The organism is Mesorhizobium sp. B2-5-7, from assembly GCF_006440875.1.
Taxonomy (GTDB): domain Bacteria; phylum Pseudomonadota; class Alphaproteobacteria; order Rhizobiales; family Rhizobiaceae; genus Mesorhizobium; species Mesorhizobium australicum.
The window spans coordinates 1,420,298-1,444,389 of record NZ_VFUO01000001.1 but is presented as its reverse complement, the minus strand read 5'-3'; the positions used below and the strand labels follow the sequence as shown (position 1 = coordinate 1,444,389).

Annotated in this window: 20 protein-coding genes; 13 read left to right on the top strand and 7 right to left on the bottom strand. The window is 63.6% G+C overall.

The features are described from left to right. Window positions 1-1,032 carry a Gfo/Idh/MocA family oxidoreductase gene (locus FJ543_RS07230; protein WP_140874391.1) on the bottom strand — a complete coding sequence of 344 codons (1,032 nt, stop codon included), beginning with the start codon at window positions 1,030-1,032 and terminating at the stop codon, window positions 1-3. A gap of 168 nt (window positions 1,033-1,200) precedes the next feature. On the opposite strand from FJ543_RS07230, the gene FJ543_RS07225 reads away from it, so the two are divergent. The 4 genes from FJ543_RS07225 (at window position 1,201) to FJ543_RS07210 (ending at window position 5,810) form a co-directional block, all read left to right on the top strand. Continuing rightward, window positions 1,201-2,226: a LacI family DNA-binding transcriptional regulator gene (locus FJ543_RS07225; protein WP_140661873.1), complete on the top strand. Its 1,026-nt coding sequence runs from the start codon at window positions 1,201-1,203 to the stop codon at window positions 2,224-2,226. Between the two features lie 90 nt (window positions 2,227-2,316). Next, the gene (locus tag FJ543_RS07220) at window positions 2,317-2,796 is read left to right on the top strand and encodes a MarR family transcriptional regulator (RefSeq protein WP_015318373.1); all 480 of its coding nucleotides are present in this window, start codon (window positions 2,317-2,319) and stop codon (window positions 2,794-2,796) included. Further along, window positions 2,793-3,971: an HlyD family secretion protein gene (locus FJ543_RS07215; RefSeq protein WP_140874389.1), complete on the top strand. Its 1,179-nt coding sequence runs from the start codon at window positions 2,793-2,795 to the stop codon at window positions 3,969-3,971. The genes FJ543_RS07220 and FJ543_RS07215 overlap by 4 nt, the downstream gene beginning before the upstream one ends. A gap of 306 nt (window positions 3,972-4,277) precedes the next feature. Beyond that, complete coding sequence (locus FJ543_RS07210; RefSeq protein WP_015318371.1) at window positions 4,278-5,810, top strand: DHA2 family efflux MFS transporter permease subunit; 1,533 nt, start codon at window positions 4,278-4,280, stop codon at window positions 5,808-5,810. Between the two features lie 47 nt (window positions 5,811-5,857). Here FJ543_RS07210 and FJ543_RS07205 read toward each other — a convergent pair whose 3' ends face one another. Next, the gene (locus FJ543_RS07205; protein ID WP_181171209.1) at window positions 5,858-6,388 is read right to left on the bottom strand and encodes a CAP domain-containing protein; all 531 of its coding nucleotides are present in this window, start codon (window positions 6,386-6,388) and stop codon (window positions 5,858-5,860) included. A gap of 70 nt (window positions 6,389-6,458) precedes the next feature. Then, window positions 6,459-7,682 carry a pilus assembly protein TadG-related protein gene (locus tag FJ543_RS07200; protein WP_140617257.1) on the bottom strand — a complete coding sequence of 408 codons (1,224 nt, stop codon included), beginning with the start codon at window positions 7,680-7,682 and terminating at the stop codon, window positions 6,459-6,461. Window positions 7,683-7,932: 250 nt separating this feature from the next. On the opposite strand from FJ543_RS07200, the gene FJ543_RS07195 reads away from it, so the two are divergent. Beyond that, window positions 7,933-8,757 (top strand): DUF2189 domain-containing protein, encoded by an 825-nt coding sequence (locus FJ543_RS07195; RefSeq protein WP_140874387.1) that lies wholly within the window; start codon window positions 7,933-7,935, stop codon window positions 8,755-8,757. Between the two features lie 4 nt (window positions 8,758-8,761). On the opposite strand, the gene FJ543_RS07190 is transcribed toward FJ543_RS07195, so the two are convergent. After that, the gene (locus tag FJ543_RS07190) at window positions 8,762-9,394 is read right to left on the bottom strand and encodes a LysE family translocator (RefSeq protein WP_015318367.1); all 633 of its coding nucleotides are present in this window, start codon (window positions 9,392-9,394) and stop codon (window positions 8,762-8,764) included. Between the two features lie 124 nt (window positions 9,395-9,518). Beyond that, entirely contained in the window at window positions 9,519-11,504 is a 1,986-nt protein-coding gene (locus FJ543_RS07185) for a TadE/TadG family type IV pilus assembly protein (RefSeq protein WP_181166517.1), read from the bottom strand. Between the two features lie 258 nt (window positions 11,505-11,762). Between FJ543_RS07185 and FJ543_RS07180 the strand changes: the two genes are divergently transcribed. Then, window positions 11,763-12,623 carry a TIGR01459 family HAD-type hydrolase gene (locus FJ543_RS07180; RefSeq protein WP_140720939.1) on the top strand — a complete coding sequence of 287 codons (861 nt, stop codon included), beginning with the start codon at window positions 11,763-11,765 and terminating at the stop codon, window positions 12,621-12,623. Between the two features lie 6 nt (window positions 12,624-12,629). Next, window positions 12,630-13,610 carry a bifunctional riboflavin kinase/FAD synthetase gene (locus tag FJ543_RS07175; RefSeq protein ID WP_140874497.1) on the top strand — a complete coding sequence of 327 codons (981 nt, stop codon included), beginning with the start codon at window positions 12,630-12,632 and terminating at the stop codon, window positions 13,608-13,610. Between the two features lie 29 nt (window positions 13,611-13,639). Here FJ543_RS07175 and FJ543_RS07170 read toward each other — a convergent pair whose 3' ends face one another. Beyond that, window positions 13,640-14,194, bottom strand: coding sequence for an HdeD family acid-resistance protein (locus tag FJ543_RS07170; RefSeq protein WP_015318363.1), 555 nt, complete (start codon window positions 14,192-14,194; stop codon window positions 13,640-13,642). Window positions 14,195-14,382: 188 nt separating this feature from the next. On the opposite strand from FJ543_RS07170, the gene FJ543_RS07165 reads away from it, so the two are divergent. The 3 genes from FJ543_RS07165 (at window position 14,383) to FJ543_RS07155 (ending at window position 19,341) form a co-directional block, all read left to right on the top strand. Further along, window positions 14,383-15,195, top strand: a complete 813-nt coding sequence (locus tag FJ543_RS07165; RefSeq protein ID WP_140617137.1) for a MipA/OmpV family protein — start codon at window positions 14,383-14,385, stop codon at window positions 15,193-15,195. Window positions 15,196-15,479: 284 nt separating this feature from the next. Then, entirely contained in the window at window positions 15,480-18,464 is a 2,985-nt protein-coding gene (ileS, locus tag FJ543_RS07160; protein WP_140874385.1) for an isoleucine--tRNA ligase, read from the top strand. Between the two features lie 205 nt (window positions 18,465-18,669). After that, the gene (locus tag FJ543_RS07155) at window positions 18,670-19,341 is read left to right on the top strand and encodes a hypothetical protein (RefSeq protein WP_015318360.1); all 672 of its coding nucleotides are present in this window, start codon (window positions 18,670-18,672) and stop codon (window positions 19,339-19,341) included. 34 nt (window positions 19,342-19,375) lie between these two features. Here the strand turns inward: FJ543_RS07155 and FJ543_RS07150 are convergent, their stop codons facing one another. Further along, a complete protein-coding gene (locus tag FJ543_RS07150) occupies window positions 19,376-19,825 on the bottom strand; it encodes a nucleoside deaminase (protein WP_041163474.1) in 450 nt (149 codons plus the stop codon). 181 nt (window positions 19,826-20,006) lie between these two features. Between FJ543_RS07150 and FJ543_RS07145 the strand changes: the two genes are divergently transcribed. The 3 genes from FJ543_RS07145 to FJ543_RS07135 all read left to right on the top strand — a co-directional run bounded on the left by FJ543_RS07145 (window position 20,007) and on the right by FJ543_RS07135 (window position 24,091). Beyond that, a complete protein-coding gene (locus FJ543_RS07145; protein WP_140874383.1) occupies window positions 20,007-22,031 on the top strand; it encodes a pseudouridine synthase in 2,025 nt (674 codons plus the stop codon). Then, window positions 22,028-22,582 (top strand): 16S rRNA (guanine(966)-N(2))-methyltransferase RsmD, encoded by a 555-nt coding sequence (gene rsmD / locus FJ543_RS07140; RefSeq protein ID WP_140874381.1) that lies wholly within the window; start codon window positions 22,028-22,030, stop codon window positions 22,580-22,582. Before FJ543_RS07145 ends, rsmD begins: the two co-directional genes overlap by 4 nt. A 120-nt stretch (window positions 22,583-22,702) precedes the next feature. Then, the gene (locus FJ543_RS07135; RefSeq protein ID WP_140874379.1) at window positions 22,703-24,091 is read left to right on the top strand and encodes a pitrilysin family protein; all 1,389 of its coding nucleotides are present in this window, start codon (window positions 22,703-22,705) and stop codon (window positions 24,089-24,091) included. The last annotated feature ends 1 nt before the right edge of the window (window position 24,092 follow it).

Here is a 24,092-nt window from a genome sequence, read left to right as displayed (position 1 = left end):
TCATCCTTCCTGCGATGCGATGTTCACGCGACGACCGGTCTCGGCGCTCTGGATCGCCGCGAAGACCATGGCCAGGCTCTTGATGTTGTCCGAGCCCCGTGTCTCCGGCGCGGTGCCGGTTTCCACGGCTTGCACGAAGTCGGCAATGACGCCGAGATGCCCGCCGATACGGTCGGACGGATCGAGGGGAGGCACCGTCACCAGCCCGACCTTGTCGATCAGGCCTTCGCGCTCCGGCAGCACGACTTCCGCCTTCACCTCGTCATGGCCGTCCCAGATCAGGCTGCCGCGCTCACCGACGATACGCCAGCTGCCCTCCCAACTGGTGCGAAAGCCGTCGGCGCACCAGCTGCCCCGATAGGTGAACATCCTGTTTCGGCCGAGCCCGAAAGTGGCGCTTGCCGACGACCCTTGCCGATACCAGGAATTGGCCGGCTCCCATTCCTGGCAATAGACATCGGCCGGTTCGCCGTTGACCATGTAGCGAGCGGCATCGAAGGTGTGGATCGCCATGTCGAGCAACAGCACGTGGCGCATCTCTTCGCGAAAACCGCCAAAGTGCGGCGCCACGAAAAAATCCGCGTGGATGCTGGTCGGCGCGCCGATGGCGCCTGAATCCAGAAAGCGGCGGATGCGCCGGACATTGGCGACATAGCGGCGGTTCTGAACGACGGCGTGGACGCGGCCGGCGCGCCGCGCGGCGTCGACGATGGCGCGGGCGTTGGCCGGACTGTCGGCGAGGGGCTTTTCCGTCAGCAGGTGACAGTGATGGGCAAAGGCCGAATTGGCCACCTCGCGGCGGGCGGCCGGAACGACCACATCGAATACCGCATCGGCTTTGGTCTGATCCAGAATGACGTCGAGATCGGTGCCGATCGCGGCCCCGGCAACGTCGTATTCGCGGGCTCGCTCGCGTGCCCTGTCGGCGTCGAGGTCGACGAGACCGGCAATCCTGATTTCAGGGGACTGACGGGCGGCCTCGAGCCATGTTTTGCTCATGGCTCCGCACCCGACCAGGACGACATGCAGCATCCGGCGCTCCTCCGCCAACCCCTCCCGGTTGGCATTCACGGTTCTTCCGTAAACGTTTACGATGACACACCCGAAGGCGTAGAATGTCAACCGGATTTGTGGTCGTTCGTCTGAGTGGCCTTGGCCGCAAGGTCCGCTAATGTTAGCGGGAACGGAAGGGGATTGGTCTTGGCATCCAGCATTCACGATCTTGCGCGTCATTTGAATATTTCGATCGGCACGGTGTCGCGGGCGCTCAATGGGCGCGCCGATGTCAATGCCGAGACGCGGCAGCGCGTGCTCGATGCGGCGCGCCTACTCAACTATTCACCCAACCAGTCGGGCAGGAACCTGCGCCGGGGCACCACGCATGCCGTCGCGTTCATGCTGCAGCCCCACCCGGGTGATCAGCAATATGGCGAGCCGTTTTTCATTCCGTTCCTGAGCGGGCTGCAAGCGGCACTGGCCGAGCACGGGCTCGACCTGATCATCGTCATGGGCGCGCCCGCCGACTATCAGCAGGAGCGCCTGCGACGGGTCGTCGAGACACGCCGCGCCGATGCCGTGTTGCTGGCCTGGACCCGGCGTGAGGACGATCGCATCGACTATCTCAGCAGGGCCGGCTTTCCCTTTGCGACGCTCGGCCGAAGCCAGTCCGGTGACGAGACCTATCCCTCGCTCGACCTCGATTTCGAGAAGGCGGGCGCCGACGCAGTCGACCGCCTGGTTGCACGCGGCCACCGCCGCATCGCCGCCATCCGGCCGTCACTCGACCTCAACTTCGGCTATCTGTTTCTTGACGGCTATCGCAAGGCGCTGCGGCGGCACGGCATCCACATCGATCCCGAACTGATCGCCGACGGCTTCATCAACGAAGCCGGCGGCTACGCGGTGACGCCGCAAGTCATGCGCTCGAAGGATCCGCCGACAGCGATCATCTTCAACAATGACGCGATGGCGCTCGGCGGCTGCAAGGCGCTTGCCGAGATGGGGATCATGCCCGGTCAGGGCATCGCGGTGATGGTCATCGTCGATACGCCGCTCTGCCGCTATTTCTCCCCGGCGCTGACCGCTTTCCGCCCGGCATTGGAGCCGATGGGACGGCGGCTCGGCGAAATCCTGCTCGCCTCGCTGCCGGCTTTCGCCGGGCCCACGGGGCCGCAGACCATCAGGGAGGTCTGGCCGCTGGAACTGGTCGCGCGCGACAGTGACTGACCACACGCCTGTGTCCGCCATCCGCATTTGCCGGCTTTCATAGCAAAGTGGCATCTTGAATAGTAAGCACGCTTATTATATGTATCGCTCATGGTTTCAGATGGCATCGATAGATTGGGATTTTTGATCCACGACGTGCAACGCCTGATGCGCAAGCGCTTCGAGGCGCGCGCCAGCGGGCTCGGCCTGTCTTCGGCGCAATGGCGGCTTCTGGTCCGCGTTGCCAAGGAGGCGGGCGTTGCACAGGCGCGGCTCGCCGAACTGCTCGAAATCGAGCCGATCAGCGTTTCACGCCTGGTCGATCGGATGGAGGAGGGCGGCTGGATCGAACGCCGCTCCGACGCGACCGACCGGCGCGTGCGCATGATCTTCCCGACCGAGAAGGCGAATGCGGCCTATGCGGACGTCAAGAGCCTTGCTGGCGAGGTCTATGAGGAATCGCTCAGCGGCGTTTCGCCGGAAGACCGGCGCATCCTGATCCGGGCGCTGGATGTAATCGTGCAAAATCTGACGGACAGCGAAGCTTCGTCGCTTGAAAAGATCAAGAGTGCGGAAGGTGCGGCAGCATGAACGCGGTAGCCAAGGTAGAAGAAAACGCTCCCAAGGTGGAGATGGAAGCGCCGGTCCAGCCGGCATCAACCCCGGTCGCGGTCGCTCCTCCAGTGCAACCCGCGCCGGCGCCGAAGAAGAAGCGCCGCTTCGGCCGCTTCTTTTTGATGTTCGCCTTGCCGGCGGCATTGATCATCGGCGGCGGCTATGTCTGGGTGACGGGCGGGCGCTACCAGGAAACGGAAAACGCCAATCTGCAGCAGGCCAAGGTGTCGATCGCCTCTGATACGGCCGGTCGTATCGTCCAGGTCGCCATAACGGACAACCAGACGGTCAAGCAGGGCGATCTCCTGTTCGCCATCGACCCCGAACCCTACCGGATCGCGCTCGCCCAGGCGGACGCCGCGGTTGCTACCGCGCGCCTCAATGTCGAGCAGTTGCGCGCGGCCTATAGCCAGGCGCTGTCGCAGCAGAAGTCCGCTGCCAGCGAGGTCGACTATGCGCAGTCGCAATTCGATCGCGCCGCCGATCTTGCCCAGAAGGGCATCAACGCCAAGTCGTCGCTGGATCAGGCCAAGAACGATCTCGACAAAGCCAGGCAGCAACTGGCTGTTGCCGAGCAAGGCATCATCAGCGCCAAGGCGGCACTCGGCGGCAACCCCGACATCGAAACCGACAAGCACCCGACGGTGATGTCGGCGCTCGCGGCGCGCGACAAGGCAGCCTATGATCTGGAGCAGACCACCGTGAAGGCGCCTGCCGATGGTGTCGTCTATCAAGCCGCGTCCTTCAAGGTCGGCCAGTATGTCGGCTCCGGCACACCGTTGTTTGCGTTGGTCGAGACCGGCGACACCTGGGTCGACGCCAATTTCAAGGAAACCCAACTGACCAACATGAAGCCGGGCCAGAAGGCGGAGATCGTGGTCGATACCTATCCGGGCAGGACCTTCGAGGCGACGGTCAGGGCTATCGGTGCCGGCACCGGCGCGGACTTCTCGCTGCTGCCCGCCCAGAACGCCACCGGCAACTGGGTCAAGGTCACCCAGCGCATCCCGGTGCGCCTGGAACTGACCGACCCCGACGCCAAAATGGCGCTGCGCACCGGCATGAGCGCCTCTGTTACCGTCGATACGGGCGTCGCGCGTGGCTGGCCGTCGATCTTCGGTCACGCTACGGCCGGCGAGCCCGCGAAGTAGTCGGCAGAAGCCCGCGAAGACCAGGCGGGTGAAAGCGAGTTGAAGGATTGGTCTGACGGGAGGGGTGGGAAGGATCAGCGTTTGGGCCGAGCCGCGTGGCAGCCGTCCAAAATCTGAAATCTTCGACACGGACCTGTCGGTCCTCAGGTTTCCGGGCGGCAGGCATCCGCTCATCAGAGACTTTCAGTCGATGTAACCCCCACATCGATAATCGCGTCCCACCGCGACGAAGGTCTCTCAACGGAAGGCTTTGCCGCCCGGAAACCCGTTGTACACGTTTCTGTTACCTTCTGGAAGTTCTGCGCCATGAGCACGTCCGAACCGTTCAAAGAAGTGCCGCATCGTGGCCTGATCACGGTCGCGCTCATGCTGGCGACGATCATGCAGGCGCTCGACACCACCATCGCCAACGTCGCGCTGCCGACCATGACCGGCGATCTCGGCGCCTCGCCCGACAACATCAACTGGGTGCTGACCTCCTACATCGTCGCCGCCGCCATCATGACGCCTGTCACCGGCTGGCTCGCCGACCGTTTCGGCCGCAAGGAACTGTTCCTGACGGCGGTGGTCGGCTTCACCATCTTCTCGATGTTGTGCGGCTTGGCGTGGAGCCTGGAAACCATCGTGCTTTTCCGGCTGATGCAAGGTGTGTTCGGCGCCGCGATCGTGCCGCTGTCGCAGACCTTCCTGCTCGACATCAACCCCAAGGAGCGCCATGGTCAGGCGATGGCCATATGGGGCGCCGGCATCATGCTGGGACCAATCCTCGGCCCCACGCTCGGCGGCTGGCTGACCGAGAATTTCAACTGGCGCTGGGTGTTCTTCATCAACCTGCCGGTCGGCATCGTCGCCTTTCTTGGCATGGCGGCCTATCTGCCGGCGGTTGCCCGGCGGGTGCGCAGCTTCGATTTCTTCGGCTTTGCCATGATATCGCTCGGTGTCGGCGCCCTGCAGCTGATGCTCGATCGCGGTGGCGAGGTCGACTGGTTTTCCTCGGTTGAGATCTGGATCGAGCTTGGTCTTTCGCTCACCGGCTTCTGGGTGTTCATCATCCACACGATGACATCGGAACATCCCTTCATAGATCCGAAGATTTTTCTCGATCGCAACTTCGTCACCGGGCTGGCGTTCATCTTTGTCATGGGCGTGCTGATCCTGGCTTCGATGTCGCTGCTGCCGCCGATGCTGTCGACCATCTTCGGCTATCCGACCGTCACCATCGGCATCGTCATCGGGCCGCGCGGTGTCGGAACCATGATTTCCATGCTCGTCGTCGGGCGCATCATGGGCAAGGTCGATGCCAGGATTCTCGTCGTCATCGGTTTCCTCCTGACCGCGCAGTCGCTCTACACCATGGCAAGCTTCACCCCGCAGATGGATAACTGGCTGATCCTCAGCTCCGGCGTGATCCAGGGCCTGGGCATGGGCATGGTGTTCGTGCCGCTGTCGACCGTTGCCTTCGCCACGCTCGACGCCCGCTACCGCACCGATGCAACCTCGCTGTTCAGCCTGGTGCGAAATCTTGGCTCGTCGATCGGCGTGTCGGTCGTGACCGTGCTGCTGGTGCGCAACACCCAGATCAATCACGCCGAGCTTTCAACCTTCATCAACCCGTTCAATCCCAATCTCTGGGCGGTCTCGCCGGCGGCCGCCGGCGGCGACCCGACGGCACTGTCGCAGGTCGACCGCATGGTCAATCTGCAAGCGATGATGATCTCCTACGTCAACGACTTCAAAATCCTGATGATCATGACGCTGGCCGCCATCCCGTTCGTCTTCCTGCTGCGCAAGCCGAAAACAGCGCCGGCCGGCGGCGCGCCTGCCGCTCATATGGACTGATGTAGCGGCTGCTCGTCAGCGGATGTCCGCTGCCGGCGATGTCTTTGCTACCTGCCGAGCACCAGCGACCAGTAGCGCAGGTTGGGGTCGCGGCCGTCACGGACATAGGCAAGTCCGAAGCGGTTGAAGTCCGGATCGAGTATGTTGCGCCGGTGTCCCTGCGAATGCATCCAGATATCGAACAGCTTCTGTTGGTCGAAACGGCCGGCCGCGATGTTCTCGGCCGCGGCACCGTGCACGCCATTGTCCCTCATGCGCGAGGCGAAATCCTTGCCCCAGCCGGTGGTGTGGCTCATGTTTTCACGCTGCGCCATGTAGCCGGCCTGCTGCAATGCTGCTTGCTCCAACTGCGCGTCCGGGGTCAGCGGGCCGCGCCCGGCCGTGGCGCGCAGGCTTGCCAGCGTGCCGGTTGCCGAGGAGGAAACCCCGGCGCCTTGCCCTGTCGGCAGCGAGACGGTGCTGCAGGCGGCAAGCCCAAGCAAGGCCGCCAAGCCAGCCGCCTTGAGCCCAGCCGCCTTGAGCCAGGTGCGCCTGTTCAAGTTCGCGATCTGATCGCAATCGATTTTCGAAGTGGTCATGCGTGCCTGACTCGGTCCCGATCATGGCTTTTGCCGGGCAGGCGGTGAAAAATCTCGATCGAAGCGGCCCCTAGTTCACAAGCGTGATGAGGCGGCTGGAGTACATCTCTCGATTTCCGAACACCGCCGTGCAGTCGGTCTTGATGGAAGAGTTGCCTGTCATCTGCACGGTCAAGCCAACAAGCCTCAGGCAGTCCCCCTGACCACTCATGTCCGAATTGCCGGCAAACGAAACGGCCGCGTCAGGCGCATAGACGAATCCGCTAATCACGGAATTTGCGCCGCCATTCAGGGTCAAGGCCGAAACGTTCCCGCGGCTCTGGAAGATGGTGATGCCGGCGTAAGGTCCGCTGGTGGGCGGGGAAAGGTTCACCTTTTCATTGGCATTTATGATGATCTGTGCCCCTTCCGTGAGGAATATGGTTACGCCCTGGCCGCTCAGGCTGCCATTCCCGCCCGGCTTCAGGGTGACGCCGCGCAAGATGTAGACGCCCGGGTTGAACGTGATGTTTCCTGACAATGTCTTGTCGCAATAGGTGCCGGGCGACAGCGTGTAGGTTTTGCCGTTCGGCACCGGCAGGCAAAGTGTGTAGGGGGGAGGGACGATGTCGGCCAGGGGATCGAAGGACGCATATTGATGTTCGAGCGGCGTGCCGCAGGTGAGATTGGCAGCGGGCGGAGAAAGCCCGGAAGTGCCACCGACGGCCGATACGCAGCCCGCCGAGACCTGCGCGGAACCGCCCCTGCTGACGGCATCGGACGCGTCCGAGTTTGCCGCGATCACGCAGTTGCTCATGGCGACATCGGTCGAGCCTTGTAGGCTCACCGCCGCCGACGCATGCGGATCGAGCGCCAGCACGCAGGCCTGGGCGCCCGGGTGCATCTTGACCGTCGCCGACCGGTGAGCTGGCCAGGGGGCAGCGCCGTTGATGAAGCTCGGACGGTTGATGCCGGACGACAGCGAGATGTAATAGGCGCTCGGATCGCCGCTGGCGGTGGCCGAAAAGGCGGAAACGCTGTCTGAATATTCCTGCTGGTCGGCAATGCTCAAATTGGCTGCGAAGAATGTCAGCCCAAGCCCCTGGACATCGTTCGCGCTCATGCTGGGCAGGTATTTGGTGCCGACGGCAAGGCCAGCCGCGTCCAGCGAGTTCTGCAGTTGCGCGGCGTCATCGCTCGTGCCCGTCAGGTCGAGGGTGCCGGCGACGACAGCCATTATCGGCAGCAAGGCTACGGCGGTCGCCATGGCGAAATTGCCGCGTTCGCAAGACCAGAAGCCCTTCAATGTGAACATCGCCCCTCGCCAACGTTTGTAAAGCTCAGGTGATACGCTCTGGGTCTCTACGAGTAATTTAAGCAATAGCTAAAATGCATGGATTCTAAAATGAACTCAGTGGTTCGCCAGACGATGACCGCTCAGCAAACCTTATGAGACGCGGCGACAATCCCGGGAAGATCGGCTATTATGTCAGCGTTCTTGAAGTGGCAGCTACGGGCAGCCACCCTAGGCGGTGACCGCCCCCCGAGAAAAACGGAGGAAGGTTATGGCCGGCTTTCATGTCATGGCGGACGCGTACGGGATGCATGTGCAACCAGCGGTCCGCCGCATTTCCACGGCGGACCTCTGGGACGCGCTCAGACTTGGCGCCGATGACTTCTGGGCCAAGCCCTCGCATTACGTGTTCCTGTGCCTGATCTATCCGGTCGCCGGCCTGATCCTGACGCAGTGGACGTCCGGCTCCAACGCCATCCAGCTCGTCTATCCCTTGATGTCGGGCTTTGCCCTGGTCGGGCCGTTCGCCGCGATCGGACTCTATGAGATCAGCCGCCGGCGCGAGCTCGGCATGAACACCAACTGGCGGCATGCGCTCGATGTTCGCCATTCATCGGCGCTGCCCTCGATAGCGGTTATCGGAATCATGCTGTTCGCGCTGTTCCTGTTGTGGCTGTTCACGGCGCAGTCGATCTACACCAGCCTTTTCGGCGGCGAGCCGCCGGCTTCGGTCGGGGCCTTCCTGCGCGATGTGCTGACGACCAGCAAGGGCTGGAGGCTGATCCTTCTCGGCAACGCGGCCGGCCTGGTTTTCGCGGTGGTCGTGCTGGCGACCACGGTCGTTGCTTTTCCGCTTCTGCTCGATCGGGATGTCGGCGCCGTTTCGGCGATAGAGACCTCGGCGCGCGCGGTCATGGCAAATCCGCTGCAGATGACGCTATGGGGCCTCATCGTCGCGGTGCTGCTGGTGATCGGCTCGATCCCGCTGTTTGCCGGTCTCGCCGTCGTCATGCCGATCCTCGGCCACGCGACCTGGCATCTCTACCGCAAGGTGGTCGAGCCGGCCCAGATCCGGCCGCCGCGCCGGCCGATGTGACGCTTCAGCGCTGCGCGTCAGTCGCCATCTTCAGCGCCAGCGCCGTCAGCACGGTTCCCATCATCCAGCGCTGGATGACCAGCCACAGCGGGCGTCCGGCGAGGAAGGTGGCGATCGAGCCGGCCGTCAGCGCGATGACGGCGTTGACGCTGAGGCTGATCGATATCTGCGTCGCGCCCAGCACCAGAAGCTGCGACAGGACATGGCCCTTGCCGGGGCTGATGAACTGCGGCAGCAGCGACAGATAGAGAACGGCCACCTTGGGATTGAGCAGATTGGTCATCAATCCCATGGCGAACAGCTTGCGCGGCCGGTCCTTCGGCAGGTCGCGCACCTGGAATGGCGAGCGTCCGCCCGGTTTTACGGCCTGCCAGGCCAGCCACAAGAGGTAGAGTACGCCGGCAAAGCGCAGCACATCATAGGCATAGGGCACCGCGATCAGCAGCGCCGTGATGCCGAACGCGGCCGACAGCACGTAGAACAGGAATCCGACAGCAACGCCGCCAAGCGAGATCAGTCCGGCCTTGGGCCCTTGCGACAGTGAGCGCGAGATCAGATAGATCATGTTCGGACCCGGCGTCAGCACCATGCCGAGGCAGACCAGCGCGAAGGCGAGATGGTTGGCGGTATCGGGCATTGTTCGTTCCCCAGCCTGCCGCGATGGATGAGAGACCATGCGAACGGCCAATCTGTGCCTGCCACGGCAGGCGCCCGCAAGGGCTTGACGGCGCCGGGCGTTGCGCCAGGGGAAGGAACTCGGGTTAGCCGACGACGCGCAGGTTCGACAGCTCGTTGCCGATTTCCTTGAAATCGTTTGCCAGGCTGGCGCCGGTCGCATTCCAGAACAGCTTCGCCGGTTTGCTCGGATCCGTCGCATCCTTGCGGAAGCGTGAATTCGACGAGCAGGATTTCAGCGCATCGATCGCCAGCTTGTCGCTGGCCTTGGTCGTCGATAGGTCGAGCGCCACCGTCATCACCATGATGTTGGCTGCCTTGGCGTTGTTGCAGAGCGTGGCCATCTGCTCGTTGAGGGCATTGGTGTAGTTGCCGTTCGAATAGTCGAACTGACCGATGGCGCTCGATGTGCCCATGAACAGGCGGCCGACCGAGGTGCCGTTGTAGCCGGGGTTGAGGTAGCCGAAGGAGGCGTAGGTCGATTTCGAATTGGCGGGGTCGGAATAGCCCAGCGAGGATGGCGTATAATAGGTGTTGGCGCCGTCGGTCAGCACGATCACCACCTTGTCGTTGCCTCTTTCGGTTTCCGGGCGCCCTTGCGTGAACGGCTCTCCGCTCGAGACCACCCGCCAGCCCCAGGCCATGCCCTCGGGAACATTGGTGCCGCCATTCGGCTGCATCAGGTCGATCGCCGACTTGATCGAGGTGAGCCCGTCGGCGACGCTGACATCGGTCAGCGGCGTGATCGGATTGGTGGTGCAGCTGTAATTCGGCCCGTTGCCGGCAGGCAGCGCCGGCGCATCGATCGGCCGCGGCTGGAAATATTTGGCCATGTTGCGCAGCCGCGATTGGCCGCTGCTGCTCGATGGATCGTCGTTCCACCAGCTGTTGATGGCTCCATAAGTTACCGGTGCGGCCTCGTCGGGGTCCTGGGTGAGTTTCCAGTGATTGCCGGGTTCGTCGGGCGCGAACATCGGCACGAACATCGTTGCCGGATCGCCGACGCCGATGCCGGTGTTGGCCGAGCCACCGGACGGCGTGGCGTCGTTGATATTGTAAGGGTAGGGCCGTGCCTCGACGCAGCCTTGCCAACTGGCGAACGGACCGTAGGAATCGACATAGTCATATTCGTTGTGGCTGCTTTTGCAGGTGTTGTTCGAATTGTATGCGTCGCAGACCACGCGCTTGCTATTGACGATACGCTCGTGGTTGGTGACGACCTTCATGTCGCGATAAAGCGAAAACCGGGTCAGCATCTGGCCTTCCTCTGTTCCCCAGCCGGTGCCGCGCTTGTACCAGATGCCGTTGGTCTGCTGGGCGTATTTGTTGGCCCCGTTCAGCGTCGACCAGTCGAAATTCTCGTTCGATACCGGCGACAGACCCTCGGTGTCCATCCACGAGGCGTTGCCGTTGCCGGGGCCGACATTGACGGAGGCGGCAAAGGGCACGAGGCCGAATTGCACCGGCCTGTCGACCTGCTTGATCATCGCGGCCTGCTGGGCAAGCGTGTCGACCAGTTGCTTGGCCGCTGTTTTGAGCAGATCGATGCGCATTTGTCCTGAGCCGGTGCCGGGCGTGACCATCGATCCGGAATTGTCGAGCACCAAGGCAACCTCCAGCGTGTTCTTCAGCCGGACTTGCGAGGTGACGTTGAAGCTGAGCCTCTGGTTGGCATCGGTCGCCGATTTGCCGACGAACTGGGCGAAGGCGGGGTAGAAATAGGGTTTGTAATTAAGTTGGGCGGTCATGGTCAGCAGGCCGCCGCCACTGGTGTTGCTCGGCAAGGTGACGTTGAGCGTCGCGCTGGCGGGATCGATGTCGTTCAAATTGGCGTTGAAAAAGTCGAGCGCGTAGGCTCTCAGCTGATCGTCGGTGGCGCCTTCCGTCAGCCGGCGGGCCGTGGCGAAGTTGGCGGCGTCGAGCGCGTTCATCACCATCTGCTTTTCACGGTTCATTTCCGTGAAATCGACCGCGATCGCCAGGCCGCCCATCAGCGGCACCATCGCCACAGCCGTCATGAGAGCATAGTTGCCGCGCCTGTCGCGGCGGAACTGACGCCAGATTTCAAACATGCTTGCAGCGGCCCCCGCCGACGGATTCTCGGCCGGCGCCAACTTTCCACAAAACGCTGAAGGACGGGTTTGGGAAACCGCTCTATTGCTTGGTCGGCGCTTCACCAACCGCTAACCAATCAAGGCCGCGGCTTGCGCCGCAATTCGCGCCGATCAAGGCGAAAGCTGGTGACAGCATGGGCCGGTTCGGATAATTCGAACCGGCCGCGGGGAACCGTCGGCCGCTGTAACCGCAACGATCATACTGAAGGAAACGGCATGGCGGATTCGCCTGAAATCGTCGGCTCGCTCGAAGACGTCTCGAAAGCCTATTCGGCAATTCTTTGCGATGTCTGGGGGGTGGTGCACAATGGCGAATGGCATTTTCCGGCTGCCGCGGCTGCGCTGGCAGCGGCAAGGGCGGACGGCACTCCTGTCGTTCTGATCACCAATTCGCCGCGCCGCAGCGCCGATGTCGTGGCGCAGATGAGCGTGATCGGCGTTCCGCCATCAGCCTATGACCGTGTGGTGACCTCGGGCGACGTGACCCGTGATCTGATCGCGGAGGGCCCGCGCAAGGTCTTCCACATCGGCGCCGACCGCGATCTGACCCTTTATGACGGCCTCGATGTCGAACTCGTCGAGGAGTTCGAGGCCACCGGTGTGGTGTGCACCGGACTGTTCGACGACGAGGTCGAAAAACCTGACGACTATACGGAACTGCTGCGCCGGTTGCGCGCCAGGAACCTGCCGTTCATCTGCGCCAATCCCGATATCATGGTGGAACGCGGCGAACGGATCATCTGGTGCGCCGGCGCGCTCGCGCGCGACTACGCGCAGCTCGGCGGTCGCACGCTGATCGCCGGAAAACCCTATGCGCCGATTTACGAGGTCGCGATGAAGGAGGTGGCCGAGATCCTCGGCCGGTCGGTTGAGCGTTCGCGAATACTGGCAATCGGCGACGGCATGATGACCGACGTCAAGGGCGCTGCCGACAATGGTTTCGACGTCCTCTATGTCTCTGGCGGCATTCATGCCCGCGACTATGGCGATCCATCCCGGCCGGATCCGGCAAAGCTCGGGCTCTTCCTGGAGCGGCACGGCTATCGTCCGGTGGCCGTGATCGCAAGACTGCAGTAGGTGGCAATGGTCGCGTTCCAGCATCTTACGACAACCGCGCCGCTGCCCGCCGATCTGCGGGGGGGCGTGGTCGCGATCGGCAATTTCGATGGCGTCCACCGCGGCCATCAATCCGTGCTCGAACGGGCATTGGCGGAGGCCGTGCGGCGTGGCGTACCGGCCCTGGTGCTGACCTTTGAACCGCACCCGCGAACGGTTTTCAGGCCTGATCTGCCGCTTTTCGTGCTGACGCCGCCGCCGATGAAGGCGCACCTCCTGTCGCTGCTGGGCTTTGCCGCGCTCGTCGAACAGCCGTTCACGCGCGACTTCGCCTCGCTGTCGGCGGAAGCCTTCGTCACCAATGTGCTGGAGAGTGCGCTGGGCATTACCCATGCCGTGACCGGTTTCGATTTCCATTTCGGCAAGGACCGCCAGGGCGGGCCGGCTTATCTGATGGCTGCCGGCGAGCGCCACGGCTTCGGTGTCACCCTCGTCGACGCCTTTCGCGACGAAGGCGCCGAGGTGGTTTCGTCGAGCCGCATCCGTGCCTTGCTTTGCAAGGGCGAGGTGGCCGAGGCCGCCGGTCTGCTTGGCTATCGCTTTACGGTGGAAAGCGAGGTTGTCGGCGGCCAGCAGCTCGGGCGAACGCTCGGCTTTCCCACAGCCAATATGAGGCTTCCGGCGGAAGCCACGCTCAAGGAAGGGATCTACGCCGTCCGCTTCCGTCGCGCGGACGGTACGCTGCACGACGGCGTCGCCAGCTTTGGCCGCCGCCCGACCGTCGACGACAATGGCGCGCCGCTTCTGGAAACCTTCGTCTTCGACTTTTCCGGCGATCTCTATGGCGAGACTTGCGAGGTGTCGTTCTTCGGCTTCCTGCGCAGCGAGATCAAGTTCGACGGGCTCGACGCACTGGTCGTGCAGATGAAGCGCGATGAAGTCGAGGCCCGCGCGCTGCTTGGCGGCGTCAAACCGCTCTCTGGCCTGGACGCCGCGGTGGCGTTCTGAAGCATGATCCCGAAAGGGGAAACGAGTTTCTATTTCTTCAACGCGAGGCCGACGGCGATGAAGGTCCAGCCCTGGAAGATCAGGTCGATCGCCAGGAACAGTCCGAGCACCCACAGGCTGTTGACCGGCCAGCCCATGGCGATGATCAGGCCCGCGAGCACGCTGATGACGCCCGCCGCGACAATCCAGCCCCAGCCGCGCTCCGGACGGTGGCTGTAGCCGACCCAGGCCCGCAGCGCGCCGGAAGCTACGAGCGCGATGGCCAGCAGGAAGGTCAGCACCGCCGAGGCGAGCAGCGGATTGTCGAAAGCGAAGAACCCTGCGACCGCATAAAGCAGTCCGCTGAGCAGCCAGTAGAAGAAGCGGCCCCAGGTCTTGACCCCGAAAGCATGCATGATCTCGATGATGCCGGCCACCAGCATCAGCCATCCGACAACGTAGACGGAAGCCACCGTGGCGATGAACAGATTGCCGAAGGCTACACCGCCGAGGATCAGCAGCACCACGCCCAGACCGACGAACCATCCCCATTTGTCACGCGTCCGGCCGATCGCGTTCTTCAGAGTATCGCCGTGCAAGGTCATGTCGCCACCTCCATAGAGGACCGCCAGCATGCAGGGAGGTTACCCTCGGCGCCGACCCGCGTCCAGCCGATGGCGGGCGCGATGGTGCAGGCAATGCGCGCTGGATGTCTCGCCCTTAAATCAAATTTTACCAAAGCCTCGTCAAAGCTGTCGCCGCAGGGCAGTTGTATCGTGTTAGTGGAGTGACCATGAGTGAGGTCGGGAAGATTTCTGTAGCCGTGGCTACTGTCGTGCTCGCCATGTCAGGCGCGGCCGAAGCCGGTGATGGCGCTTTCGGCTGGCTGTCCGGCGACTGGTATCTGACGGTCGGCGCGACCGGCCTGGTGGCGCCCAATTTCGAAGGCGGCAAGAAATACATGCTGAGCGCCCAGCCCATCATTTCGCTGGGCAAGGCCGGCCCTGCGGCTCGCTTCACCTCACGCAACGACAATATTTCGCTGGCGCTTGTCGACGACGGCGGCGTCCGTGCAGGCCTGACCGGCAAGTTCCTGTTCTCGCGCGACGACGGCGATGCCGACGAGCTCAGGGGGCTCGACCCGGTCCGCTGGGGCGGCGAGGTCGGCGGCTTCTTCGAATTCTATCCGACGGACTGGATGCGCGCGCGCGCGGAATTGCGGCATGGCATCCGAGCCCATAACGGCTTTGTCGCCGACATCGCCGCTGATGCATTCTACGACGTGACGCCAACCGTCAGGATCTCGGGTGGCCCGCGCGTGTCGTTCGCCTCGGCGAACTATTTCGATGCCTATTACGGTGTCAACGCGCAGGAAGCCGTGGCCTCGGGCCTGAGCCAGTACAATCCCGGCGGCGGCCTGAAATCCGTCGGCCTCGGTGGCGCGGTGACCTGGAAGGTGACCGATCCGATGACTGCCAGCCTGTTTGGCGAATATTCGCGCCTGGAGGGTCCGGCCGCTGATTCCAGCCTGGTCAGGGAGCGTGGCGACCGCAACCAGTTCATGGTCGGCGTGTCGACCACCTACCGCTTCGACTTCAAGATGTAAGCGAATCGAACGAGACGCTTTATTCCTGCGCTCTTCTCCGCTAAAAGCCCAGCAATGACGAGCTTTTTGCGCCTTCACGCGCCGACGATACGAATTACCAGCCCGGTGTTCCCAGCAGCCTGAAGGCTGTAGGAGCCGCCGGGAATATTGCGCGCGGCCTCTCGCGCTTTTCCAGATCATCAAAGCATGTCGCCCCGAGTGGGCCCCGTTTTTGGGAACGGCATGCGTGTAAAATAGAGTTTCACGCCGCAAGCCACGTGGCCCGGCATGCACATGGCAGACCAATGACCGACGAAACCCAATCGACAATCGACTATTCGAAGACCCTTTATCTGCCGCAGACGGAGTTTCCGATGCGCGCCGGCCTGCCCGAGAAGGAGCCGGTGCTGGTCAAGCGCTGGCAGGACATGGACCTCTACCGCAAGCTGCGCGAGAGCGCGGCGGGGCGCACAAAATACGTGCTGCATGACGGTCCGCCCTACGCCAACGGCAACATCCATATCGGCCACGCGCTGAACAAGATCCTCAAGGACGTCATCACCCGCTCATTCCAGATGCGCGGCTACGACTCGAACTATGTGCCCGGCTGGGACTGTCACGGCCTCCCGATCGAATGGAAGATCGAGGAACAATACCGCGCCAAGGGCAAGAACAAGGACGAGGTGCCGGTCAACGAATTCCGCCAGGAATGCCGTGAATTCGCCGCGCACTGGATCTCGGTGCAGGGTGGAGAGTTCCAGCGTCTCGGTGTCATCGGCGACTTCAAGAACCCTTATACGACCATGGCCTTCCACGCCGAGTCGCGCATCGCCGGTGAATTGTTGAAGTTCGCCATGTCCGGCCAGCTCTACCGTGGTTCCAAGCCGGTGATGTGGAGCGTCGTCGAGCGGACTGCGCTCGCCGAGGCCGAGATCGAGTACCAGGACTACGAGTCAGACACGATCTGGGCGAAGTTTCCGGTGGCCAATCTCGTCGTCGCCAGTGTGGTGGACGGGCAGCCGGCGGAGCTCGATCCGGACCTGAGCGGTCGGTCGCTTGACCTGCTGGATGCTCATGTCGTCATCTGGACGACGACGCCGTGGACCATCCCGGGCAATCGCGCCGTCAGCTATTCGCCGCGTGTCGCCTACGGCCTCTACGAGGTGACGGCGGCCGAGAATGCGTTTGGCCCGCAGCCAGGCGAGAAGCTGATCTTTGCCGATGCGCTGGCAGAGGAAAGCCAGGCCAAGGCCAAGGTCACCTTGAAGCGTCTTCACGGCATCAGCGCCGAACAGCTTGGAAATCTTGTGCTTTCGCATCCCTTCAAGGGCCTCGGTGGCGGCTATGAATTCCCGGTTGCGATGATTGCCGGCGACCATGTCACCGACGATGCCGGCACCGGCTTCGTGCACACCGCTCCCGGCCATGGCCGGGAGGACTTTGATGCCTGGATGGACGCCGCGCCCGCGCTGCGCCAACGTGGCATCGACACCGAAATCCCGTTCACCGTCGACGATGCCGGCTTCTTCACCAAGGACGCGCCGGGCCTCGGCCCTGACCGCGAAGGCGGAGCCGCGCGCGTGATCGACGACAATGGCAAGAAGGGCAACGCCAACCAGGCGGTCATCGATGAGCTGATCAAGCGCAATGCGCTGTTCGCGCGCGGCCGGCTGAAGCACAGCTACCCGCATTCATGGCGTTCGAAGAAGCCGGTCATCTTCCGCAACACGCCGCAATGGTTCGTCTACATGGACAAGGACCTCGGCGACGGCACCACGCTGCGGGGCCGCGCGCTGAAGGCCATCGACGAGACGCGCTTTGTCCCGGCCGCCGGCCAGAACCGCATTCGCGCCATGATCGAGGAGCGCCCGGACTGGGTGCTGTCGCGCCAGCGCGCCTGGGGCGTGCCGATCGCCGTCTTCGCCGACGAGGATGGCAATGTGCTGAAGGATGAGGCCGTCAACCGCCGCATCATGGACGCCTTCGAGGCGGAAGGCGCCGACGCCTGGTTCGCGCCCGGCGCCAAGGAGCGCTTCCTCGGCAATCACGATGCCTCCAAATGGAAGCAGGTGATGGACATTCTCGACGTCTGGTTCGATTCGGGTTCGACACATGTCTTCACTCTGGAAGACCGGCCCGACCTGAAGTGGCCGGCCGACGTCTATCTCGAAGGCTCCGACCAGCATCGCGGCTGGTTCCACTCCTCGCTGCTCGAAAGTTGCGGCACCAGGGGCAGGGCGCCTTACGACACCGTCGTCACCCATGGCTTCACCATGGACGAGGATGGGCGCAAGATGTCGAAATCGCTCGGCAACACGGTCGTGCCGCAGGATGTGATCAAGCAGTCCGGCGCCGATATCCTGCGGCTCTGGGTGGTGACGACCGACTATTGGGAAGACCAGCGGCTCGGCAAGAACGTGCTGCAGACCAACATCGACGCCTATCGCAAGCTGCGCAACACCATACGCTGGATGCTGGGCACGCTCGCCCATGACGATGGTGAGGTCGTTCCCCTGGAGACGATGCCGGAGCTTGAGCGGCTGATGCTGCACCGGCTGGCCGAACTCGACGAGGTGGTGCGCCAGGGCTACGACGCCTTCGAGTTCAAGCGCATCACGCGCGCACTGCTCGATTTCATGGTGGTCGAGCTGTCGGCCTTCTATTTCGATATCCGCAAGGACGCGCTCTACTGCGACGGCCCGTCGAGCGTGAAGCGCAAGGCCTCGGTCCTGGTGGTGCGCCATCTCTTCGATTGCCTGGTGAAATGGCTGGCGCCGATGCTGCCCTTCACCATGGAGGAGGCGTGGCTCGAGCGTCATCCCGATGCGATGTCGGTGCATCTCGACCAGTTCCCGCAAATCCCGGCGGGTTGGAGGAACGAGGCGCTGGCGGAGAAATGGCGCAAGGTCAGGCAGGTGCGCCGCGTCGTCACCGGCGCGCTCGAGATTGCGCGTGCCCAGAAGGTGATCGGCTCCTCGCTGGAGGCTGTCCCCGTGGTCACGATCAACGATGCGGCGCTCGAGGCGGCGATATCGGACGTCGACATGGCTGAAATGGCCATCACCAGCGATCTCGTCATTGCCCATGGCGAGGCGCCGCGAACCGCCTTCGCCCTCGATGATGTTAAGGGCGTTGCCGTGGTCGTCGAGAAAGCGGAGGATCGCGGCCTGGTCAAATGCGCGCGTTCCTGGCGCTACACCGCCGATGTCGGGCAGGATTCCGAGTTTCCGGATGTTTCGGCACGGGATGCCGCGGTGCTGCACGAACTGAAAGCGCTGGGAAGGCTCTAGGGCCTGTCGCCCAAAGAAGTGCACAAATGCCACGCCGCGCGGGTGTAAACCCGCCCGTGCGTTGCCCTTAACGAGTGGTTGAGGTAAACACGCGAAACTCCGGAAGACAAATTGTCGCCGGATTTCCGTCGCAAGTGCTTGCACGATGGGGACCGGACACAAGGCCGGTGCGATCGAGAGGTTGTCTAGAGTGGGACTTTTTGGCATGACCGAAAGATATAACGCGCGCCTTGCGCTGCTGGCGCCGCTTGTCGCATCGGGCCTCGCTTTGTCCGGCTGCATGGGCTCTCCGACCTACGGCACCGACAAGACCGCCGCCGAGCAGCTGGCCGGCGATCTTACAGGCGCCGTTTCCTTCGCGCCGAAGCGCAAGGACCCGATCGACTACAAGCCACGTCCCACCCTGGTGAAGCCGGCACCTGGCCAGAAGGAAGCGCTGCCTGCCCCGCAGGAAAGCATCCAGACGGCAAACGCCGGTTGGCCCGAATCGCCCGAGCAGCGCCGCGCGCGCCTGCGCGCCGACGCCACCGCACACCAGAATGATCCGGCCTACCAGTCGGAGATCGTCGATGACGTGCAGACGGATCCGGCTTCGGTGAAAAGGGCGATGGAGGAATCAGGATCCAGCCACCCGCCGGCGTGGAAACCCGCCGATTCCGACAAGGGCCGCGCCGCCGAGATCCAGCGCCGCCTTGCCGAGAGCAAGCAGGGCGATCCGAACACGCGTAAATACCTCAGCGAGCCGCCATTGGCCTACCGTGTCGCCTCCGATGCCGCGCCGCAGAACGAACTCGGCGAAGACGAGTACAAGAAAGAACGCGCTCTCAAGGCAAAGGCCGAGGGTAAGAAGGGCGGCTGGTTCGACTGGTTGCAGTAAGAACAAGTCGCCCAGGTCTTGCGGCGGCCTTGGCTCAGTCTCGACGTCCCCTGAAAAAATCCTTCAGCAGCAGGCCTGCTTCGGTCTCGGCCATGCCCGGATAGATGTCGGGCGTGTGGTGGCAGGTCGGAGAGGCGAAGAAGCGCACGCCGTTGACGACGGCGCCGCCCTTTTCGTCGGCCGCACCAAAATAGAGACGGCGCAGCCTGGCGAAGGAGATTGCCCCGGCGCACATGGCGCAGGGCTCCAGCGTGACATAGAGATCGTGGCCGGTGAGCCGCTCGCTCGAGAGTTTGCCGCAGGCTTCACGGATCACCAGCATCTCGGCATGGGCCGTCGGGTCCGCAAGCTCGCGCGTGCGGTTGCCGGCACTGGCAATAACCGCGCCGCCATTGGCGATGACCGCGCCGACCGGCACTTCGCCACGCAAGGCTGCCGCTTCGGCCTCTTTTAGCGCCAGGGCCATGAAATCCGGCCTCTTCAAGGGGTTTGTCTTCCCATTATATCCTCGCCACCCGGCGGTGATCCTGTTATGGAGCGCATCAACCCGAAAAATCGGACTCGATTTTCGGAAATGATCATGCGCCAAATCAAAAGTGCTACAGCGTTCGTTGCGCGCCGAACGGATGCGCCACGCTGTAGCAGCGCAAACGGACAAAGGCCACATGGACGACAACGACAAGAAATCACCGCGCAAAGCCGGCCCGGGCAGGAGTGGCCCGAAATCGGCAGGTGCACGTGGCCGCGATGCCGGCAAGGGCGGGAAGCCGTCCTTTGCTGCGAAAAAACCTTATGCGCCACGTGGCGATCGGCCGATGGACGCCGACGGCGACCGGCCGAAGCGGGACTTCAAGGGCGGCGACAGGCCATTCAGCAAGGGACCGCGCCCCGAAGGCAAGCCTTATGAAAAGCGCGAAGGCCCGCGCAAGCCCTATGCGCCGCGTGGCGACCGCCCGATGGCGGCCGAAGGCGAGCGCAAGCCGTATGAAAAGCGTGAGGGACCACGCAAGCCCTACGCGCCGCGCGGCGACCGCCCGATGGCAGCCGAAGGCGAACGCAAGCCCTATGAGAAGCGCGAGGGACCACGCAAGCCCTACGCGCCGCGTGGCGACCGTCCGGTCTCTACTTCGGCGGAGGGCGGTGAAAAGCGCTTCGACCGTCCCAAGCGTGATTTCGGAGATCGTCCGAAGCGGGATTTCGCTGACCGTCCAAAGCGTGACTTTGGCGGCGACAGACCCAAGCGTGATTCCGGTGATCGGCCGCAAGGCGCGTCTGGCGGGGGCTTCAAGCCGCGCTCGCGGCCTGCCGAAGCAACGGAAGAAGCCGGCGAGCGCATCGCCAAGCGGCTGGCACGCGCCGGGCTCGCCTCGCGCCGCGACGCCGAGGAGTTGATCGCCGCCGGCCGCGTCAAGGTCAATGGCAAGGTGCTGGCTTCGCCGGCGTTCAACGTCATGCCCAATGACATCATCCATCTCGATGGCATGGAAATCCCGCCGATCGAACGCACGCGCCTGTTCCTGTTCCACAAGCCGGCCGGCGTCGTCACCACCAACCGCGATCCGGAAGGCCGCAAGACCGTCTTCGACGTGCTGCCGGCCGAACTGCCGCGGCTGATGACCATCGGCCGCCTCGATATTAACACCGAAGGCCTGCTGCTGCTGACCAATGATGGCGGCCTGTCGCGCGTACTCGAACTGCCGGCCACTGGCTGGTTGCGCCGCTACCGCGTGCGCGTTCATGGCAAGGTCGAGGAAAGCGCGCTCGCCGGCCTGCGCGAGGGCATTGCCGTCGACGGCGTCTTCTACGGCGCCATCGAAGCCAGCTTGGATCGCGAGCAGGGCTCCAACGCCTGGCTGACGATCGGTCTGCGCGAGGGCAAGAACCGTGAGGTCAAGAACATCCTCGGCGCGCTCGGCCTCGACGTCACGCGGCTGATCCGCATCTCCTACGGTCCGTTCCAGCTCGAGGATCTCGCCGAGGGCCATGTTCTGGAGATCAAGGGCCGGGTGCTGCGCGACCAGCTCGGCGAGCGCCTGGTCGAGGAATCCGGCGCCAATTTCGACGCCGAGATAACAAAACCGTTTTCCAACCAGCCGGTGCGGCGTACCGAAGTCCGAGAGGTCGAGCCCGAACGGCCGAAGTTTACGCGAGATGGCGAGCGCCGGCCGATCGGCGAGGGCGGGCTGATCAAGAACCGCAAACGCCGGGAAGGCAGCCGCGACGAGGCGCTCGGCAAACTGTCGACGAGCCCCGACCGGGGTGAGAGACCAGAAAAGAGCTTCGGCGATCGCGGTCCGCGACCGGAGCGCGGCGGCTTTGGCGATAAGCCGCGTGGAAGTTTTGGCGACAAGCCGCGCGGCGGATTTGGCGACAAGCCGCGCGGCGGATTCGGCGACAAGCCGCGTGGCGGCGGCAAGAAACCCGAGCGCGATCAACGTCCGATCGAGCCGCCCGGCCAGCGCAAGGCCAATGTCTGGATGGCACCGGGAGCCCGGCCGATCGGCAAGGGCAGGGCGGAGGCAGATGCGGCCAAGGCGGCCGAGAACAAGGCACGCAAGGCTTCGTTCAACCCGTCTTATGGCAAACCCGCCGGCAAACCAGGCGGCGCAAAGCCATTCGGCAAGCCGCGTGGCGAACGTCCTGACGGCGCCGATCGTCCGCGCGGCCCCAAGGGCCCCCGGACAAGATGAGAATCGTCGGCGGTGAGTTTCGCGGACGTCCGCTGGCGACGCCCCGCAGCAGCGCCATTCGCCCGACGACCGACCGCACCCGCGAGGCCGTCTTCAACGTTCTGGCGCATCGCTTTGCCGGGCAACTGGACGGCGCGCGCGTGCTCGACCTGTTCGCTGGCACCGGCGCGCTTGGCCTGGAAGCCCTGTCGCGCGGGGCATCCTATGGCGTCTTCATCGAGGAATCGGCCGAGGGCCGTGGTCTGATCCGCGACAATGTCGAAGCCTTCGGCCTGACTGGACGCACCAAGATCTTCCGCCGCGACGCAACCGGCCTTGGCGAGGCGGGCACGTTGGCGCCGTTCGGCCTGGTCTTTGCCGATCCGCCCTATGGCAAGGGCCTTGGCGAGCAAGCCCTGCGGTCGGCCCAGGCCGGCGGCTGGCTGCGCCCAGGCGCACTCTGTGTGGTCGAGGAGACGGCGGTGGTTCCCTTCGAGCCAGGCCCGGGCTTTTCCGTGCTTGATGAGCGCAACTATGGCGAGACCGTGATCCGCTTCATCGAAGCTGCCTGAGAGGCCTGCTTTTCAGCAGTGGCCTCTTTGCCGCCGCCTTTGCCGGCAACATGACCAACAATTCACTTTGCTTGTCGCCAGCGCCTTGCCTATCGTCGCTGCATGAAACCGGAGCCATCTATGACATCCAGGACTGAATGGCTGCGGGCCACGCTGCTGGCGACGTCGCTGGCTTTGTTCATGACCGACCCCGTCCTGGCGGACGGTCCCGTATTGCCAAGCACAGTGCCGGCCGAGTTCAAGGTCACGGACTTCCTGCTCGACAACGGCATGGAAGTGGTCGTCATTCCCGATCACCGCGCGCCGATCGTCACCCACATGGTCTGGTACAAGATCGGCAGCGCCGACGAGCCGCCGGGCAAATCCGGCATCGCCCATTTCTTCGAGCATCTGATGTTCAAGGCCACGGCCCACCACGCGGCCGGCGAGTTCGACCGCGCCGTCTCCGACATTGGCGGCTCCAACAACGCCTTCACCTCCTACGACTACACCGCTTTCCACGAGACGGTGGCACCGTCGGCGCTCGAGCTGATGATGAGCTTCGAAGCCGACCGCATGCGCAACCTGATCCTCACCGATGACGTCATCAAGACCGAGCGCGATGTCATCCTGGAGGAGCGCCGCTCGCGCATCGACAACAATCCGCAGGCCGTGCTCGACGAAGAGGTCGATGCCACGCTATGGCAGAACCAGCCCTATCGCATCCCGGTCATCGGCTGGATGCAGGAGATGGAGCAGCTGAACCGCACCGACGCGGTGGCGTTCTACAACAAATACTACCGGCCCAACAACGTCGTGCTGATCGTGACCGGCGATGTCGAACCGGACACGGTGAAGGCGCTGGCCGAAAAGACTTATGGCAAGGTGGCCCGCGGGCCGGACCTGCCGCCGCGCGTCCGTCCGGTCGAGCCGGAGCAGAACACCAGGCGCACGGTCACGCTCTCCGACGCTCGCGTCAGCGTGCCGAGTTTCTCGACACAATGGGTGGTGCCCTCCTATCACACTGCGAAGCCGGGCGAGGCCGAAGCGCTCGATCTGCTGGCCGAGATCCTCGGCGGCGGCAACCGCAGCCGGCTTTACCAGGCCCTTGTCGTCAAGCAGGGCATTGCTTCCGGCGCCGGTGCGTACTTCCAGGGCACCATGCTCGACGACACCAATTTCACTGTCTACGGCGCGCCGCGCGGTGACGCCAAGCTGGCCGACGTCGAAGCCGCGGTCGATGCGGAAGTGGCGCGCATCGCCAGTGACGGCGTCACCCCGGACGAGCTCGAAAAAGCCAAGGACCGCTATGTCAGGTCGATGATCTTTGCTCGCGATAAGCAGGATTCCATGGCCAACATCTATGGCTCGACGCTTGCCACCGGCGGCAACGTCCAGGACGTGCAGCAATGGCCGGACCGCATCCGCAAGGTCACCGCTGACGAGGTCAAGGCCGTTGCCGCGCGCTATCTGGTATTGGCCCGCTCGACGACCGGCTATCTCTTGCCGCAGCAACAGGCGGGGAATTGAT

Excerpts from the sequence above, each read along its gene's own strand:
- FJ543_RS07230 (WP_140874391.1), bottom strand. The coding sequence starts at position 1,032 with ATGCTGCATGTCGTCCTGGTCGGGTGCGGAGCCATGAGCAAAACATGG.
- FJ543_RS07220 (WP_015318373.1), top strand. The coding sequence starts at position 2,317 with ATGGTTTCAGATGGCATCGATAGATTGGGATTTTTGATCCACGACGTG.
- FJ543_RS07215 (WP_140874389.1), top strand. The coding sequence starts at position 2,793 with ATGAACGCGGTAGCCAAGGTAGAAGAAAACGCTCCCAAGGTGGAGATG.
- FJ543_RS07210 (WP_015318371.1), top strand. The coding sequence starts at position 4,278 with ATGAGCACGTCCGAACCGTTCAAAGAAGTGCCGCATCGTGGCCTGATC.
- FJ543_RS07205 (WP_181171209.1), bottom strand. The coding sequence starts at position 6,388 with ATGACCACTTCGAAAATCGATTGCGATCAGATCGCGAACTTGAACAGG.
- FJ543_RS07200 (WP_140617257.1), bottom strand. The coding sequence starts at position 7,682 with ATGTTCACATTGAAGGGCTTCTGGTCTTGCGAACGCGGCAATTTCGCC.
- FJ543_RS07195 (WP_140874387.1), top strand. The coding sequence starts at position 7,933 with ATGGCCGGCTTTCATGTCATGGCGGACGCGTACGGGATGCATGTGCAA.
- FJ543_RS07190 (WP_015318367.1), bottom strand. The coding sequence starts at position 9,394 with ATGCCCGATACCGCCAACCATCTCGCCTTCGCGCTGGTCTGCCTCGGC.
- FJ543_RS07185 (WP_181166517.1), bottom strand. The coding sequence starts at position 11,504 with ATGTTTGAAATCTGGCGTCAGTTCCGCCGCGACAGGCGCGGCAACTAT.
- FJ543_RS07180 (WP_140720939.1), top strand. The coding sequence starts at position 11,763 with ATGGCGGATTCGCCTGAAATCGTCGGCTCGCTCGAAGACGTCTCGAAA.
- FJ543_RS07175 (WP_140874497.1), top strand. The coding sequence starts at position 12,630 with ATGGTCGCGTTCCAGCATCTTACGACAACCGCGCCGCTGCCCGCCGAT.
- FJ543_RS07170 (WP_015318363.1), bottom strand. The coding sequence starts at position 14,194 with ATGACCTTGCACGGCGATACTCTGAAGAACGCGATCGGCCGGACGCGT.
- FJ543_RS07165 (WP_140617137.1), top strand. The coding sequence starts at position 14,383 with ATGAGTGAGGTCGGGAAGATTTCTGTAGCCGTGGCTACTGTCGTGCTC.
- ileS (WP_140874385.1), top strand. The coding sequence starts at position 15,480 with ATGACCGACGAAACCCAATCGACAATCGACTATTCGAAGACCCTTTAT.
- FJ543_RS07155 (WP_015318360.1), top strand. The coding sequence starts at position 18,670 with ATGACCGAAAGATATAACGCGCGCCTTGCGCTGCTGGCGCCGCTTGTC.
- FJ543_RS07145 (WP_140874383.1), top strand. The coding sequence starts at position 20,007 with ATGGACGACAACGACAAGAAATCACCGCGCAAAGCCGGCCCGGGCAGG.
- rsmD (WP_140874381.1), top strand. The coding sequence starts at position 22,028 with ATGAGAATCGTCGGCGGTGAGTTTCGCGGACGTCCGCTGGCGACGCCC.
- FJ543_RS07135 (WP_140874379.1), top strand. The coding sequence starts at position 22,703 with ATGACATCCAGGACTGAATGGCTGCGGGCCACGCTGCTGGCGACGTCG.